General features: G+C 62.9%; 13 protein-coding genes. 7 read left to right on the forward strand and 6 right to left on the reverse strand.

Annotated features, from left to right (window positions below; all coding sequences use genetic code 11):
• Nucleotides 1-47: 47 nt before the first annotated feature.
• Nucleotides 48-1964, forward strand: a complete 1917-nt coding sequence (dxs, locus tag EFB14_RS15310; protein ID WP_126826556.1) for a 1-deoxy-D-xylulose-5-phosphate synthase — start codon at nt 48-50, stop codon at nt 1962-1964.
• Between the two features lie 262 nt (nt 1965-2226).
• Here dxs and EFB14_RS15315 read toward each other — a convergent pair whose 3' ends face one another.
• Both EFB14_RS15315 and EFB14_RS15320 read right to left on the reverse strand, forming a co-directional pair.
• Nucleotides 2227-4164 (reverse strand): methyl-accepting chemotaxis protein, encoded by a 1938-nt coding sequence (locus tag EFB14_RS15315; RefSeq protein WP_126826558.1) that lies wholly within the window; start codon nt 4162-4164, stop codon nt 2227-2229.
• A gap of 220 nt (nt 4165-4384) precedes the next feature.
• On the reverse strand, nt 4385-5389 hold the full coding sequence (locus EFB14_RS15320) for a DUF4424 domain-containing protein (protein ID WP_126826561.1): 1005 nt from the start codon (nt 5387-5389) through the stop codon (nt 4385-4387).
• A gap of 132 nt (nt 5390-5521) precedes the next feature.
• Here EFB14_RS15320 and EFB14_RS15325 point away from each other — a divergent pair, with 132 nt between their 5' ends.
• Both EFB14_RS15325 and EFB14_RS15330 read left to right on the forward strand, forming a co-directional pair.
• Nucleotides 5522-6268, forward strand: coding sequence for a TlyA family RNA methyltransferase (locus EFB14_RS15325; RefSeq protein WP_126826564.1), 747 nt, complete (start codon nt 5522-5524; stop codon nt 6266-6268).
• The gene (locus tag EFB14_RS15330; RefSeq protein ID WP_126826567.1) at nt 6265-7515 is read left to right on the forward strand and encodes a class I SAM-dependent RNA methyltransferase; all 1251 of its coding nucleotides are present in this window, start codon (nt 6265-6267) and stop codon (nt 7513-7515) included. The genes EFB14_RS15325 and EFB14_RS15330 overlap by 4 nt, the downstream gene beginning before the upstream one ends.
• Before the next feature lie 14 nt (nt 7516-7529).
• Here the strand turns inward: EFB14_RS15330 and EFB14_RS15335 are convergent, their stop codons facing one another.
• Both EFB14_RS15335 and EFB14_RS15340 read right to left on the reverse strand, forming a co-directional pair.
• Nucleotides 7530-8282 (reverse strand): crotonase/enoyl-CoA hydratase family protein, encoded by a 753-nt coding sequence (locus tag EFB14_RS15335; protein WP_126826570.1) that lies wholly within the window; start codon nt 8280-8282, stop codon nt 7530-7532.
• A gap of 9 nt (nt 8283-8291) precedes the next feature.
• Nucleotides 8292-10070: an acyl-CoA dehydrogenase family protein gene (locus EFB14_RS15340; protein ID WP_126826573.1), complete on the reverse strand. Its 1779-nt coding sequence runs from the start codon at nt 10068-10070 to the stop codon at nt 8292-8294.
• Nucleotides 10071-10332: 262 nt separating this feature from the next.
• Between EFB14_RS15340 and EFB14_RS15345 the strand changes: the two genes are divergently transcribed.
• A complete protein-coding gene (locus tag EFB14_RS15345) occupies nt 10333-11328 on the forward strand; it encodes a transporter (RefSeq protein ID WP_125843949.1) in 996 nt (331 codons plus the stop codon).
• A 53-nt stretch (nt 11329-11381) separates the two neighbouring features.
• Here the strand turns inward: EFB14_RS15345 and EFB14_RS15350 are convergent, their stop codons facing one another.
• Together EFB14_RS15350 and EFB14_RS15355 are read right to left on the reverse strand one after the other, a co-directional pair.
• Nucleotides 11382-11822: a BA14K family protein gene (locus EFB14_RS15350; RefSeq protein WP_126826576.1), complete on the reverse strand. Its 441-nt coding sequence runs from the start codon at nt 11820-11822 to the stop codon at nt 11382-11384.
• A 144-nt stretch (nt 11823-11966) separates the two neighbouring features.
• Nucleotides 11967-13211, reverse strand: coding sequence for an aromatic ring-hydroxylating oxygenase subunit alpha (locus EFB14_RS15355; protein ID WP_125843947.1), 1245 nt, complete (start codon nt 13209-13211; stop codon nt 11967-11969).
• Nucleotides 13212-13626: 415 nt separating this feature from the next.
• Here EFB14_RS15355 and EFB14_RS15365 point away from each other — a divergent pair, with 415 nt between their 5' ends.
• The 3 genes from EFB14_RS15365 (at nt 13627) to EFB14_RS15375 (ending at nt 16851) form a co-directional block, all read left to right on the forward strand.
• Nucleotides 13627-14235, forward strand: a complete 609-nt coding sequence (locus tag EFB14_RS15365; RefSeq protein ID WP_125843946.1) for a DUF6656 family protein — start codon at nt 13627-13629, stop codon at nt 14233-14235.
• 170 nt (nt 14236-14405) lie between these two features.
• The gene (locus tag EFB14_RS15370; RefSeq protein ID WP_125843945.1) at nt 14406-15380 is read left to right on the forward strand and encodes an L-threonylcarbamoyladenylate synthase; all 975 of its coding nucleotides are present in this window, start codon (nt 14406-14408) and stop codon (nt 15378-15380) included.
• A gap of 34 nt (nt 15381-15414) precedes the next feature.
• Nucleotides 15415-16851 (forward strand): FAD-binding oxidoreductase, encoded by a 1437-nt coding sequence (locus EFB14_RS15375; RefSeq protein WP_126826578.1) that lies wholly within the window; start codon nt 15415-15417, stop codon nt 16849-16851.
• The last annotated feature ends 6 nt before the right edge of the window (nt 16852-16857 follow it).

Consider the following 16857-nt stretch of genomic DNA (forward strand, 5'->3'; position numbering starts at 1 on the left):
TAATCGAATAAAGCGAGACAAGGAAAAGCAAGAAAGAGCGCCCGCCCGTGACACAACTGCCGAAGACCCCTCTGCTCGACCAGGTTAATTATCCCGCTGACCTGCGCAAGCTCGAGGATCGCGACCTGCCGCAGCTTGCACGCGAGGTCCGCGACGAAATGATCGATGCGGTGTCACGCACCGGCGGTCATCTTGGCGCCGGTCTCGGCGTGGTCGAGTTGACGATCGCCATCCACAGTGTCTTCGACACGCCTGATGATCGGCTGATCTTCGATGTCGGCCATCAATGTTATCCGCACAAGATCCTGACCGGCCGGCGCGATCGCATCCGGACGCTGCGCCAGGAGGACGGGCTTTCCGGCTTCACCCGCCGGGCGGAGAGCGAATATGATCCCTTCGGGGCGGCGCATTCCTCGACCTCGATCTCGGCCGGTCTCGGCATGGCGATCGCCGCCGATCTCGACAAAACAGACCGCCGCGTCATCGCCGTCATCGGCGATGGGGCGATGTCGGCCGGCATGGCCTATGAGGCGCTGAACAATGCCGGCGCGCTCGACGCGCGGCTCATCGTCATTCTCAACGACAATGACATGTCGATCGCGCCGCCGACGGGCGCGATGAGTGCCTATCTCGCCCGCCTCGCCTCGGGTCGCACCTATATGGGCTTCCGCGACTTCGGCAAGAAGCTGACGGCCTATCTCGGCAAGAATATCGACCGGGCGATCACCCGCGCCGTCGAGCATGCGCGCGGCTACGTCACCGGTGGCACGATGTTCGAGGAGATGGGCTTCTATCACATCGGGCCGATCGACGGGCATTCCTTCGACCACCTGCTGCCGGTCTTACGCAACGTGCGCGACAATGCGCGTGGACCGGTGCTGATCCATGTCGTTACGCAGAAGGGCAAGGGCTATCCGCCGGCGGAAGCTGCGGCCGACAAATACCACGGCGTCAACAAGTTCGACGTCATCACCGGCGCCCAGGCACGGGTCAAGCCGAATGCGCCGAGCTATACCAGCGTCTTTGCCGAAGCGCTGGTGCAGGAAGCCGCCCTCGACGACAAGATCGTCGGCATCACCGCCGCCATGCCGAACGGCACCGGCCTCGACAAGTTGGCCGAGGCCTTTCCGTCGCGCTGTTTCGACGTCGGCATCGCCGAGCAGCATGCCGTCACCTTCGCCGCCGGCCTTGCTGCGGAAGGCTACAAGCCATTTGCGGCGCTCTACTCCACCTTCCTGCAGCGCGCCTATGACCAGGTCGTGCACGACGTGGCGATCCAGGGCCTGCCGGTGCGTTTTCCGATCGACCGTGCCGGCTTCGTCGGCGCCGACGGGCCGACGCATGCCGGTTCCTTCGACACCGCTTTCCTCACCACCCTGCCCGGCTTCGTGGTGATGGCAGCGGCCGACGAGGCCGAACTCAAGCACATGGTCCGTACGGCGGTGGCCTATGACGCCGGACCGATCTCGTTCCGCTATCCGCGCGGCGAAGGTGTCGGCGTTGACATGCCGGCGCGCGGTGAAATCCTGCAGATCGGCAAGGGCCGCATCGTCAAGGAAGGCACCAAGGTGGCGCTGCTCTCCTTCGGGACACGTCTTGCCGATTGTCTGCTTGCCGCCGAGGATCTCGACGCTGCCGGGCTTTCGACGACGGTCGCCGATGCACGCTTCGCCAAGCCGCTCGATCACGATCTGATCCGCCAGCTCGCCCGCCACCACGAGATGGTGATCACCGTCGAAGAAGGCTCGATCGGCGGCTTTGGCAGCCAGGTGCTGCACTTCCTGGCGACCGAAGGCCTGCTCGACAACGGGCTGAAGGTGCGCTCGCTCGTCATGCCGGACATCTGGATGGAGCAAGCCAAGCCCGAGGCGATGAACGCCCATGCCGGGCTCGACCGCGCTGGCATCGTCTCGACGGTATTCCGGGCGCTTGGGCGCGGTGTTGCCGTTGGTGTTGCGGGATAACGCAACTGACGGGCGTGCCGTAAGTGCCCCTCATCCGCCTGCCGGCACCTTCGCCCCGTAAACGGGGCGAAGGGTATATGCCGCGGCCTCCCCGTTCCTCGCCAGCATCTCGCAGGGCACATCCCCTCGCCCCGTTTACGGGGAGAGGGTAGGGTGAGGGGCAGTTCTTGCTCCCGAGTGCGCCGTTTCGCCCAATAAAAAAGGGCGGCGCATCTCTGCCCGCCCTTCCATTTAACGTCCTTTTCCTTAAACAGACGCGCCGTCAGAACTCCGTCCAGTCTTCCTGAACCACAGCCGCGGCACTCGCCTGCCTGCCACCGAAGGCCTTGGCGACGGTGCGGGTCAGCGCGCGGGCCGGAGAGGCGACCGGGCGGGCGTTCGTGCCGGCGACGGCTGCGCGGAGGGCTGGGGCGATCTGGCCGAGCTTGAACTGATGCAGCAGCTCGTCGAGAGCGTTTGCCTCCTGGGCGAGCGCATGGCTTGCCGCGGTCTGCTCCTCGACCATCGCGGCGTTCTGCTGCGTGCCCTGGTCCATGTTGTTTACGGCGGTGTTGATCTCCTGCAGCCCGATTGACTGTTCGCGTGTAGCGGTGACGATCGCGCCGACATGGCGGTTGATTTCCTGCACCTCGGCGACGATCGCCTCCAGTGCCTTGCCGGTCTCGCCGACCAGGGAGACGCCGGCAATGACCTGCTCGCCTGACGTAGTGATCAGCGCCTTGATTTCCTTAGCAGCATTGGCCGAGCGCTGGGCGAGCTCGCGCACTTCCTGGGCCACGACGGCAAAACCCTTGCCGGCATCACCGGCGCGGGCCGCTTCCACGCCTGCGTTGAGCGCGAGAAGGTTCGTCTGGAAGGCGATGTCGTCGATGACGCCGATGATGTTGGAGATTTCGCCCGAGGACTTCTCGATCTGCTGCATGGCGGAGACGGCCTTGCGGACGACATCGCCGGACTTTTCAGCGCCAAGGCGGGTGCGCTCGACCAGATTGCCGACATCCTCGGCGCGTTTGGCGCTGTCGCGGACAGTCGTCGTCACTTGCTCGAGTGCTGCGGCGGTTTGCTCGACGGCGGCAGCCTGCTGTTCGGTGCGGTGGGCAAGATCGTCGGCCGCCGAGCGGATCTCGCCGGCGCCTGCATTGATTGCGGAGGCATTGCGGCCGACCGATTGCAGAGCTGCCTGCAGCTTTTCGACGGCATTGTTGAAGTCGTTGCGCAGGCTGTCATATTGCGGCGCGAACGGCATCTGGATACGCGCGGCGACATCGCCGACGGCAAGGCCGGCAAGACCGCCCGCCAGGGCGTCGATGGCATGGCGGATCTCGCCTTCCTCGCGCGCCTTCTGCTCGTCGCTTGCCTGGCGTTGGCGCTCGGCTTCGTCACGCATGCGGTCGGTTTCGCCGGAAAGCCGCAGCTTTTCGATCGCCGCCTGCTTGAAGACCAGCACCGACTGGGCCATGCGGCCGACTTCGTCGCCGCGATCGGTGGCGGGAACTTCGATATCGTTCTGACCGCCGGCAAGGCGATCCATGGCGGTGGTCATGCCGACGATCGGGCCGACGATGGTGCGCGACATGAGCCAGGCGAGCACGGCGGCGGCAAACGAGGCGATGATGCCGCCGGCAAGCAGCGTCGTCTTCAGATCGCTATTGGCATCGGCCTGGACCGTGGCGAGCGCATCCGACTTTTCGCGCGCGGTGGCCTTGATCTTGGCGGAGGCCTGGCGGAAACCGTCGAGCTGGCCCTTGGCGGCGTTGACGCCGATCTTGACGACCTCCTCGATTGGCGTGTCGGTCTCCTTGCGGGCCTTGGCCTGCGGCTCGGCGAGCTCATGGAAATAGAGGTCGGCCGCCTTCTGCATGCCGTCGATCATCTCGACCAGCTGGGGCTCGGCGGCGGCCGTCTGCTTGGCGGCGGCGATCGCCTTCAACATGCGCTCGCGATTGGCGAAAATATCGCCGTAGGTGCTGTCGCTGCGGAACAGGATGAAGCCGCGCAGATTGACGGCCTGCTCGAGCATCGCCTGCAGCGCATCGTCGATCTGGTTGACGAGCAGCTCGGACTTTTCCTGCTCGGCAGAAGCGGCTGCGGACGCCGTCGCCTTGGAATAGACGAAGACGGAAACGGACATGAAGATAAGGATGAGAGCTGCGAACGTGGCCGCAAGCTTACCATTCAAGGATATGTTTTTAGCGGACATCGATGAATTTCTCCTGACGACAGTCTACGCGGCGAGAGGCGGGTCGCGCGAAACGCGCAACCGCAGGGACGTCTGAATTGGGAACATGATTGGCGGAAAAACGCCTGCGCCTTCATGGCGTGAAGCAGTTCGCACGAACCGCTGCAATCGAGCCGAACCTATGCGGGCAGGCTTTAAATTTGTTTAAATTGTGCGGCGCAGCAGCGCCGAAGCCCCAGATTTATTGCGCTTCCGGAGGGCTGAGGATCAGGATATCAAGGTCCTTCTCTGGATCGAAATCCTCCGCCGTCATCCGGAAAGTCGTCGGACCGATCTTCTGAACATTGCTGCCGCAGAAGCTGATGAGATTGCCGGGCTTGCCCTTGTCGATCGTCAGCTGGAAGCGCCTGATCGGTCCCGCCCAGTTGGCGCCGGTCGACAGAACATAAGAGATCCAGCTTTCCGTATAGTTCGCGCCTCCGGCCTCGGCCTCCCTGGCGCGCTGCTGGGCGACCCTGGTAAAATCACCATCCAGGCAGTATTTGCGGGAATACTCCTCGAAGCGCTCGCCTTTCGGCTCACCGTCTTCGAGGAAGCTGATCGCCACGGTACCGCCGACGGCCGGCTTGTAACGATGCTCAACGTTGACCTTCTTCTTCGCCGGAAAGGTGGTGCGCCACCAATAGGTCGAGCGCAGCGTCCAGAGCGGCACGAGAGTAACCTTCTCGGCGCCGTCGCCATCGCCCTCCGCCATGGGATAGACGAGGCCGCGCGCAATCCAGTCCTTCCGGACGGTTTCGGGAAGCTTTGCCAGCGCCTCGGTCGTCTTCTGACTGAAAGGCAGGACGGAAATGCCATATTTGGCGAATTCGTCCGTCACGTCGATGCCGAGCGAGACGACGCGCTGCTGCAGCTTGGCGGTGATTGGGCTGCCGTCCTGTACGGTGGAGAAATGCAGGAAATTATCGCTGTCATAGTCGGAGATGGCGGAATTGTTGTCCACCTGACCCGTGATGTCCGGCATCGGGAAGGCGACCAGGCTTTCGACATCCTTGTCGGACGTATTCTCGAACACGTAGTCGACGCGCACGTCGGACGCGGAAATGAAAAGATCCTCCTCCGCCATGCTGACATCGTCGGACTGGGCGAAGATCAGCCCGCCGGTCTTGACCTCGGCCATCGTATCGTTCGCAAGCGCAGGCGATGCGATCCCCGCCGCGACAAGAAGAGTGAAGAGCTTCAGCATAAAACACCCCCGTGCCTGCGGCCGCCCCGCATTTCGCCGCGGCAGGATTATCGCCTAAAGCTTTTGAGGGTCAATGACGGTTTCCGGAACAAAATACTTGCAACCGGCGGCTTTGCCGGTCATTCACAGCCGATGTCCGATCAAAACAGCCAACGCCTCGACCAGCTTCTCGTCTCCCGCGGCCTCTTCGCCAGCCGCTCGCGTGCCCGCGACGCCGTGCAACGCGGCACCGTCAGGATCGGCGGCCAGGTGGTGACCAAGGCCGGTGCGCTCTTCGGCGAGGACGCCTTCATCGAGATCGACGATCCGGCGCAGGACTATGTTTCGCGCGCCGCACTTAAGCTGACCGCCGCGCTCGACCACTTCCGGCTCGATCCCGCAGGGCATCACTGTCTCGACATCGGTGCTTCCACAGGCGGCTTCACCGAGGTGCTGCTGCAACGGGGTGCCGCGCATGTCACCGCGATCGATGTCGGCCACGGGCAGATGCATCCGCGTATCGCGACCGACCCACGCGTAACGAACAAAGAAGGCCTCAACGCCCGCAACCTGACGGCAGATGATATCGGCCATCCCGCCACCTTCATCGTGTCCGACGTCTCCTTCATCTCGCTGAAGCTTGCGCTTGCGCCGGCCCTCGAGATCGCCGGGCCGGGCGCCGTCGCCGTGCTCCTGGTCAAGCCGCAGTTCGAGGCGGGGCGCGAGGCGATCGGCAAGGGTGGGCTGCTGAAGGACCCGTCGTCTGCTCCCACTGTTGCTGCGGAGCTGGAACGCTGGTTCGTCGAGGACATGGGCTGGAAGAGCCTCGGCCTCATTCCCTCCCCGATTTCCGGCGGCGACGGCAATCAGGAATTCCTCCTGGCAGGATTGAAACCATGAGCACCGAAACCGTCACGATCGAGAAGCTCGGCGCCCAGGGCGACGGCATCACCAGCAGCGCCGGTGGACCGGTCTATGTACCCTTTTCCCTGCCCGGGGAAACCGTGGCGATCGCCCGCGTCAAAAGCCATGGCACGATCATGTCGATTACGACATCCTCGCCCGATCGGCAGGAACCGGCCTGCCGTCATTTCGGCCCCGACGGCCTCAACGGCACCTGCGGCGGCTGCACGCTGCAGCATCTGGCGGATAATCCCTACCGCGCCTTCAAGCGCCAGCTGGTCGTCGATGCGCTGAAATCCAAGGGGCTGACGCCAGAGGTCGGCGAGATCGTTCCTGCCCGGCCGGGCGAACGCCGGCGCGTGGTCTTTGCGGCGCGCAAGACCGAGAAGGACATGCTCATCGGCTTCAACCAGGCCGAAAGCCATCATATCGTCGCGATCGAGGAATGTCCGATCTCCTCGGCTGGGATCATCGCACGGCTGCCGGCGATCAAGGCGATTGCGGCTTCGCTTGCGACCAATGCCGAGCCTTTCCGCGTTTCGGTGCTCGAAACGCTCTCCGGCCTCGATATATCGGTCGACGAAATCAAGAAACTGCCCGACCCACAGCGGCGCAAGGCAATCGAGACGGCGCTCAGCCTGCGCGGTATCGCCTGTGTTTCGCTGAACGGCGAAATCCTCGTCGAACCGTCCAAGCCGCGTATCGATTTCGGCGGCGTCCAGGTTTCGCCGCCGCCGGGCAGTTTCACCCAGGCGACGAAGCCGGCCGAAGAGGCGATGGCGGAACTGGTGCTCGCCCATGCCGGCAAATCGAAGCGGATTGCCGATCTCTTCGCCGGCGCCGGTACGTTTTCGCTGAGACTGGCGCGGATCGGGCGCGTCCACGCCGTCGAGGCCGAGGGCAAAGCGCTTGCCGCACTCGACCATGCCGCCCGCAATACGCAGGGGCTGAAACCGGTCACCGTCGAGAAGCGCGATCTCTTCCGCCGTCCGCTGATGACGCAGGAATTCAAGCCCTATGATGTGGTCGTCTTCGACCCGCCGCGCGCGGGCGCGGAGTTTCAGTGCAAGGAGCTTGCCCGCTCGGCGGTGAAGAAGATCGCGGCCGTCAGCTGCAATCCGCTGACGCTGGCGCGCGACCTCGCAATCCTCGTCGAGGGCGGCTACCGGATCACCGGTGTGACGCCGATCGACCAGTTCCTCTGGACCTCGCATGTCGAGGTGGTCGCAACGTTGGAGAAATAGATTTCTCCAGCAGATCAACGACGCATGAAAGCTTCGAAAGCGGCGCGGGCCTCCGCGCTTTTGAGGCGCGCCGAGAAATGGCGGGCCTCCTCGTCGATGCGGGCGATGATCTCACCCCGGTCGCCGCGGATGAGGTCGCGGGCGATGCGCAGCGCCTCCGGCGGCTTGGCGGCGAGCCGGGCGGCGGCGGCAAGGGTTGTCGCATCGACCTCGCCGGGTTCGACGATCTTCCAGATCAGGCCGGCTTCCCTTGCCTCGGCGGCCGAGAATGCTTCGCCTGCCGCAAGCAGGGCGAAGGCGCGCTGATGGCCCATGAGGCGCGGCGCGACGAGGCTGGAGCCGGCTTCCGGCACCAGCGCTAGGTCAACGAAAGGCGTGCGGAACTGGCTGCGGTTTGAGGCTATGGTCAGGTCGCAATGGAGTTGGATCGTCGTGCCGATACCGATCGCAAGACCATCGACGCCCGAGACGACGGGTTTTTCGGCATTCACCAGTGCATAGAGGAAATCGATGATCTCCGTCACCATGCCGTCGCCCATCGCGGCGGTGAGAAAATCGTTCAGGTCGTTGCCGGCCGAGAAGCAGCCTTCGGTGCCGAGAAAGGCGGTGGCGCGGATATCGGGATTCGCGTTCGCCGCATTCAGCGCATCAGTCATCCGGCGATACATGGCGCGGGTGATGGCGTTCTTCTTTTCCGGCCGGTTGAAGCGGATGGACTGAACGCCGGGATAGGCGGGAGGCTGCTCGACAACGATGTGGTCGGTCATGGGATCTCCTCAGGCAAGCAGGATGCGGGCGGCGGCAAGGCTTGCCGCGCCGTTGACGACCCGGTCGCGAAGGGCTGCGGTTTCGGCAAGCAGGTTTTCGGCGGCGAAGCGGCAGAGCGCGATGCGGCCATCACTTCCGCCATCGCCGCTTTCGGCGAGCCCGCCCTTGGCGAGATAACAGCCGGTGAGCACGAGGCCGAACAGGCGTTGATAGGGCGTGGCACCGGAGAGCGCCTCGGCCGCCTTTTCATCAGCAAGCGTCTTCAGCAGCCAGTCGGTCGCCTGCTCAAGGTCGGCGATGCCAGCATCGAGCCGGGCAGCGGTATCGCCAAAACCATCGAGATTGGAGCAGCGGACAGAATCGGCGATCTCGCGGAGTTCGGCGATGAAGCCTTTCACCTGATCGCCGCCGGATAAAGGCAACTTGCGAGTGACGAGGTCGATCGCCTGAATGCCGTTGGTGCCTTCGTAGATCGGCGCGATGCGGGCGTCGCGGAGATAACGCGCGGCACCCGTCTCCTCGATGAAGCCCATGCCGCCATGCACCTGGATGCCGAGCGAGGCGACGTCGACGCCGGCCTCGGTCGAGAAGGACTTGGCGATCGGCGTCAGCAGGGCGGCACGCTCCTGCCAGTGCCGGTGACCTTCGCCTGCCCGGTGGGACATGTCGATCGCGTGGGCGCAGGCATAGGAGATCGCGCGCGCCCCTTGCGTCAACGCTTTCATGGTCAGCAGCATACGGGCGACATCGGGATGCTCAACGATCGGGCTCATGCCGGCGCCGCTCCAGCCGGGCGCCCTGCCCTGCGTGCGTTCCCTGGCATAGGCGACAGCCTTCTGCGTGGCGGCTTCGCAGATCGCGACACCCTGCATGCCGACGGCAAGGCGGGCATTGTTCATCATCGTGAACATGCAGGCCAGCCCTTTGTTTTCCTCGCCGATCAGCCATCCGACAGCGCCCTTTTCGTCGCCGAACTTTCCGTCGCCATAGATCATCGTGCAGGTCGGCGAACCGTGGATGCCGAGCTTGTGCTCCAGCGAATGGCAGAAGAGATCGTTGCGGGCACCGAGCGAACCGTCGTCGTTCACCAGGAATTTCGGCACCAGGAAGAGCGAGATGCCGCGTGTGCCGGCCGGCGCATCCGGCAGGCGGGCAAGCACCAGGTGAATGATGTTCTCGGCCGCGTCATGTTCGCCCCAGGTGATGAAGATCTTCTGGCCGAAGAGGCGGTAGCTGCCATCGGAGCGGCGCTCGGCGCGGGCCTTCAGCACGCCGAGATCGGAACCGGCATGCGGTTCCGTTAGGTTCATCGTGCCGGTCCATTCGCCTGACACCATCTTCTCCAGATATTTGTCTTTCAGCGCAGCGCTGCCATGGGCGCTCACGGCCTCGATCGCCCCCATCGTCAGCGTCGGGGCGAGCGCAAAGGCCATGGAACCGGAATTCCACATTTCGAGGGCCGCGACGTTCAACATATGCGGCAAGGCCTGGCCGCCGAATGCCTCCGGCGCCGTGAGGCCGTTCCAGCCGCCGGCGATCCAGTTGCGATAGAGATCGCGCCAGCCGTCCGGCAGCCTGACCTCGCCATCGGCCAGACGGGCACCCTGGCGATCACCGATTTCGGCGAGAGGGGCCACTTCCTCTGTGGCAAAACGTCCCGCCTCGGCGAGAATGGCGTCGACCAGATCTTCGCCGAGATCGCCGAGCAGTCCTTTTGAAAGCGCCTCGCCCATGCCGGCTACGTGCTTCAACGTAAACGCGATTTCCTCGACGGGCGCTTTATACATGCTATTTTTCCTCCTGAGATCGCCTGCGCAAGGCAAACCCTCCGGGTTCAGAGCTAATTGATTTTTACGTAAACGTCAATTTCGATTTCCGCAACCGCTGTGCGATAATTCGCCCGCCATGGCGCTTGGCTCTTGCGCCCTTGCACAAATGAACGTCATGGAGAATCTCTAGTGCATAACGTGATAGAGGGTGCTTAGCGCGTCCGACTAGACGCGCTGCGCCCTGAGAAATGAAATCGCCTTCGCAAAGGATCGGCGAACAATGGATACATTGCCCGTCAACATACCCGGTTTCGTCTGGGCCTATCGTTTCTCGCCTGAGGAAAAGACCGCGGTGCGGTTGAACAACAGCGCGACCGTGGCAGAGCTGACCGCCGACAATTGTTTCTACTGGCTGCATCTCAACCTTGTCGACGCCCGCGTGCCGGCACTGCTCGATACCCTGGACGGATTGACGGAGGACGCGAAATCGGCGCTGACGACGCGCGATACGCATGCGGCCATCACCGTCGACGAGCAGATGCTCTACGGCACGCTCGTCGATTGCCAGCGCGATTTCGCCCAGGATACCAACAATCTCGGCTGGCTGCATTTCGCCATGTCCGACCGCTTCATCATCACCACCAGACTGCAGCCGCTGCGCAGCGTCGAACGGGCGCGCGCGTTGATCGAGAAGAATCCGGGCAAATTTTCGCGGCCGGTCGATCTCTTCGAACTGCTGGTCATCGAATTCCAGCGCACGCTGATTGCGATCGTCATCGAACTCACCGAAGAGCTGAACCTGATCGAGGACATCGTCTACGACAACGCACCACGCGACGAACGCCGGCGCCTGGCGCCGGTGCGGCGTACCGTGGTCAGGCTGCATCGGCATCTGCGCACGGTGCTGGCGCTGATGCGCCGGGCCGCAGCGACCGATGACGATGAGATGCCCTTCGGCTTCGACGACGTAGCGCGGCGACTGACGAGCCGGCTGGAAACGGTCGACCACGATATCTATGCGCTGCAAGACCGGGCACGCCTGCTGCACGAAGAAATCGATTCGAAACAATCCTCCGAAACCAACCGCCACCTCTATTTGCTGTCGATCATGACGGCCTTCCTGCTGCCGCCGACCCTGGTGACCGGCTTCTTCGGCATGAACACGGCAAACCTGCCCTTCGCCGTCGGCGACTACGGCACGGAATACGCCGTCGCCCTCATCATCGCTTCCATCGCTTTCGCGTGGTGGCTGCTGAGGCGCGTGGATATTCTTTGAATGCAAAACGCCCGGCGTGACCGCCGGGCGTTTGGCAGTTCAGCAGGCAGGCATCAATAAGGCGAATAGCACTGCTGGCGCGGGCCGTTATTGGGCTGGAACGTGTTGTCGTAGGCCCGATAGGAACGGTAGCGGTTTGCGCACCAGGCCACGTGAGCCGAGCCCATGCTAGGTGCGGGCGCGACATAACGCGGTTGCGCGGCAATGGCCCCGCCGATGATCACACCGGTGCCGAAGGCAGCGAGCGGATACCAGTAGCCGTTATAATGGCGATATCCCGGACGGTAATAGCTATATCCGCGATAACCGCCATACCAGCCGGGCCGGTAATAATCGCCGCGATAATAACGGCGGTACTGGACGCTCTCGACCGCGGAGGATTTTTCCACCTGCGGAGCAGTGGGCATCTGGATTGCTTGCGACGGCACGAAACCTGTCAGAACGACGGCGGCGGCCAGCACTGCGGTCGCGATCTTGTTTCTCAGCCCGATCATTGCTTCATCTCCCATTCAACAGCGATCACCGCCTGCCCAGCAATGCTTTGACGCCAGAATGGTTCCAAAAGCAGCCGGGGCCGGCTGCTTTTCCTTTTAGATCAGCTGAACTGAACCAGACATTAACTGGTGCGGACAGCGAAATCAGGCAACGGCCGAGATTTTCGCCTGATCGCCCTGCAGGCGGTTCACCATGAAGTTCGAATACCATTCGAGGAACTGCATGACACCGCCCTCGTGCACGGCGGAATAGGGACCGGGCTCGTAGGCCGGCGAGTGAATGCCGAAGGCGTTTTCCTCGACGATGCGGCGATCCTGGTCGTTGGTCTCCGTCCAGACGTGCGTCAGCTCTTCCAGATTGTAATCCACCCCTTCGACCGCGTCCTTGTGGACGAGCCACTTGGTCGTTACCGCCGTCTCGTTGGCACTGAGCGGCAGCACGCGGAAGGAGATGGCGTGGTCGCCGAGCAGGTGGTTCCACGTCGTCGGATAATGGAAGAGCAGCATGGTGCCGATACGGTTGATCGAGATGTCGTCGGACATCCGGCGCTTGACGGCGGGCTTGCCCGACATTGTGTAGCTCTCGGCATCCTCGATCAACGGCATGCGGGCGGTGCGGAACTGACCGTCCGGCGAAATCTGGAACTTGCTGGGCAGTCCGGCGGCTTCGCAGCGCTCCCAATGGCCCGCGATCTCCGGATCGTCGGCGCCGCCGTCCGTGCCGGTGACGCTCGGGGCTTCGGGATAGGTGCGGCAGAGTTCGGGATGGTTGGCGGCGCAGTGATAGCACTCGCGGTTGTTTTCCCAGACGAGTTTCCAGTTGCCCTTCTCTATGATCGTGCTCTGGAAGGCTACCTTGGTCTCGCCGATCCGATGCGGCGCCATATAGGGCTCGATCTTGTCGCGCATCGGCTGGAAATCCGGGGCGGTGTTGGCAAGGCAGATGAAAATGTAGCCTGCCACGCTCTCACAATGGACGGGCTTCAGGTTGAAGCCGCTCTTGTCGAAATCGTCGCCCATATGGCGGGCGAATGCGAGCTTGCCGTCGAGATCATAGGTCCACTGATGATAGGGGCAGACGAGACGCACGGAGGAGCCATGCTCCTTTGTGCAGACGCGCGAGCCGCGATGGCGACAGCTATTGTGGAAAGCGCGGATGACATTGTCGCGGCCGCGGACGATAACCACAGGATAAGTGCCGATCTGAACGGTGAAATAGGCGCCCGGCTTCGGCAGCTCGCAATCATGACCGATAAACAGCCAGTCGCGATAGTAGATCATCTCCATATCAAGCCGGAAATAATCCTCGTCGGTGTAGAACGGCTGCTCGAGGCTGAAGCCCTCACGGCGGTTCTTGAGCTGACGCAAAACGTTGCTGCGAATATCCATCTTTGTGTCCTCGTGCATCAGGCTGCCAGCCTTGAGAAGAAGGCCGGCGGAAGCGCGCCCGCTTCCTTCTCCTCGGGAGAATTGTTCACGGCGTCATTTAATCACCGAGCATGTCTGCCGCTTGGTTATAATGCGACATCGGCTTCGAAATTGACGACAGGATGCCGCAAGGCGCCACTGGCTTATCCTGGTCGATCGCATCGCCCGACTCTTCAGGCAATTATCGTCAATTGCGCCATGGCGTAAAGACCGGTTCGGCAAAGAGATCCGCTGCCTGATACCGACAGTCGTCGCATCTGCGACATATGCCGGTGCTTGCCTTAGCATTCCCTGGGTTGCCGGGCCGCTTTAACATCGCGTTAAGCATACCGCTCTATCCTCGTGGTGATTGCAGACTGACCGAAGAACGCGAACCATGGCCAAACTCCGTTATTTCGATGCGAAAGAAGCAGGCAAACTGCAGGAACCGCAGCTGATTGCGGCGCATTCCGAATTCTTACGCACCGGCCGCATCACACGCGAGCGGCGGCACTGGCTGGCCGAGGAAAAACGCTACCTCACCCATGAGGAGGTGGCGGCAAAAACCGGCCGCAAACTGCAGGTGGCCGGCGAGAAGACGCATCAGCACATCAACGGCTTCCACCGGTCGATCCAGTTTCCGAAGATGATCTTCCACCGGACGCTGGAGGACAGCCCGCATCTCGGCTATTGCCACGTCACCGCCGCGCGCACGAAATTCGCCCACTACGAAGAGGTGAGCTGGGCCTTCTACATCGCCAATTTCTATTCCGACATCGGCGAGAACGACAACTTCTTCGAACATATCGATGTCGGTTACTCCCGCATGTATTTCGCCGTCGCCATCAAACCGGGCGACAACTCCGCGGAAAGGATGACCATCGACAGGTCCGTGCGCGGCAACGGGCTGCTCTTCCGCACCCATGATCCGCAGGCGGCGATCCGCAACATCCTGCTGCTCGGCGCTCGCAACGAACAGCTGCGCGAAATCATCCGCCAACTCTAAAGCGCGTCGCGCCAAATCGGATTCATGCGGCGCGCTTTGGGTCTTCATTCGATGCATGTCGTTGTCCCAAAACCGCGCCACACTTTTGGGCGACATGCATTGGACGAACATCGCGATTGATCGCGGGCGACGGAAAGCCTAATGACTGCCGGGAAACCACCGGACGGGACATGGCACGCATAATCGACATTACGGCAGATAGACAGGCAGCGCTCGAAGCGGCCTGCGCGGCTCTTGCCGACGGCTTTGCAATCGCCGTGCCGACGGAGACCGTCTATGGTCTTGCCGCCGACGCCACCAATCCGGCAGCCATCACCCGCATCTACGAGACGAAGGGACGGCCGCGCTTCAATCCGCTGATCTGCCACATGGCCGATCTTGCGATGACCGAGGAGTACGCCGAATTCGATCCGGTTTCGCGGGTGCTCGCCACAGCTTTCTGGCCGGGCCCGCTGACCTTGGTGCTGCCGCTGAAACCTCAAAGCCCGATCCATTCGCTGGCAACCGCCGGGCTCGACAGCGTCGGCGTCCGCGTGCCGAAGGGTTTCGCAGGCGCGTTGATCGGCGCCTTCGGACGGCCGCTCGCAGCCCCCAGCGCCAATACATCAGGCCGAATCAGCGCAACGAGTGCCGCTCACGTCGAAGCCGATCTCGGAGCGAAGATCCCGCTGATCCTCGATGCAGGAGCGAGCGCCGTCGGCGTCGAATCGACGATCGTCAAGGTGGAGGACGGGCAGATGAGACTGCTTCGGCCGGGCGGGCTGGCGGCACGTGAGATCGAACGCGTCGCAGGCAAGCCGCTGCTGCGTGCGAACAAGGCATCGGCCGCAATCGAGGCGCCCGGCATGCTCGCCTCACACTACGCGCCCGGCGCTTCCGTGCGCCTCAATGCGACGGCGGTGGAACCGGGCGAGGCGTTGATCGCCTTCGGCAGCGCTGCTGTATCCGGCGCGGACGGTGCGCGGATCGTTCTCGACCTCAGCCCGCGCGGCGACCTTGCCGAAGCGGCGGCAAATCTTTTCGACTACATGAAGCGGGCCGATGCCAGCGGGGCGTCGAGCATCGCCTTTTCGCGAATCCCCGAAGAGGGACTGGGCGAAGCCATCAACGACCGCCTGCTGCGGGCGGCCGCTCCCCGCGACTGAAAACCGCCAAGCATAGAGATAGAGAAGCGAGCCGATGACCAACGCCAGCATTTCCACCGAGCATCTCGACCGCTTCGCCGCCATCGTCGGCGACAAATACGCGCTTCGCGGCGAGGCCGACCTTGCTCCGCATCTGATCGAAAACCGTGGGCTCTATCACGGCTCCTCCCCTCTCCTCCTGAAACCAGGCTCGGTCGCCGAAGTCTCAGCGATCATGAAGCTTGCGACGGAGACCGGAACGGCGATCGTGCCGCAAACCGGCAATACCGGCCTTGTCGGCGGCCAGACGCCGCGTGAGGGCAAGTCCGATATCATCCTGTCGCTCGAGCGCATGAACCGGATTCGCGACGTCGATCCGGTGGCCAACGTGCTGGTGGTCGATGGCGGGGCCATCCTTGCCGAGGTTCAGAAGGCGGCCGAGGAGCATGGGCGGCTCTTTCCGCTGTCGCTTGGCTCGGAGGGTTCCTGCCGCATCGGCGGCAACCTTTCCACCAATGCCGGCGGCACGGCCGTGCTTGCCTACGGCAATATGCGCCAGCTCTGCCTCGGCCTTGAAGTGGTACTGCCGACCGGCGAGATCTGGGACGGGTTGCGCCGCCTGAAGAAGGACAACACCGGCTACGACCTGCGCGACCTCTTCATCGGCGCCGAAGGCACGCTCGGCATCATCACCGGCGCGGTGCTGAAGCTCTTCCCGCAACCGCTCGGCCATCAGGTGGCCTTTGCCGGCCTGAATTCGGTCGAAGACGCGCTTGCCCTCTTCAACCTCGCCTCCAGCCTCTGCGGCGCCTCGCTCACCGGTTTCGAGCTGATGCCGCGCTTCGGCGTGGAGATTACCGCGCGTAACATCGACGGTGTCCGCGATCCCCTGGAAACGGCCTATCCCTGGTACGTGCTGATCGATATTTCAACGTCGGACTCAGCCGAGACGGCGGAGCGGATGATGAACGCTCTCTTGGAACAGGGATTCGAGGCCGGGCTGGTGCTGGATGCCGCGATCGCCTCGTCGGTGGCGCAGCAGAAGGCGCTGTGGCACATGCGCGAGAGCATGTCGGAAGCCCAGAAGCCGGAAGGCGGCTCGATCAAGCACGATGTTTCCGTGCCGGTGTCAAAGATTCCGCATTTCATGGCTGAAGCTGAAGAAGCGGTGATGGCGGCAATGCCCGGAGCCCGCATCTGCGCCTTCGGCCATATGGGCGACGGCAACATCCACTACAATATTTCCCAGCCGCTCGGCGCCGACAAGGACGCCTTCATCGCCCGCTGGCACGAGATGAACCACATCGTTCACGGGCTGGTGCTTGCTCATAACGGCTCGATCTCAGCCGAACACGGCATCGGCCAATTGAAGCGCGACGAGCTGGCGACAATCCGCCCGGCGATCGAAATCGAGCTGATGCGCCGCATCAAACGCGCCTTCGATCCGGCAAATATCATGAACCCGGGAAAAGTGGTCCGCCTCGATCCTTGAGGCCGA

Source organism: Rhizobium fabae (genome assembly GCF_003985135.1).
Classification (GTDB): domain Bacteria; phylum Pseudomonadota; class Alphaproteobacteria; order Rhizobiales; family Rhizobiaceae; genus Rhizobium; species Rhizobium pisi.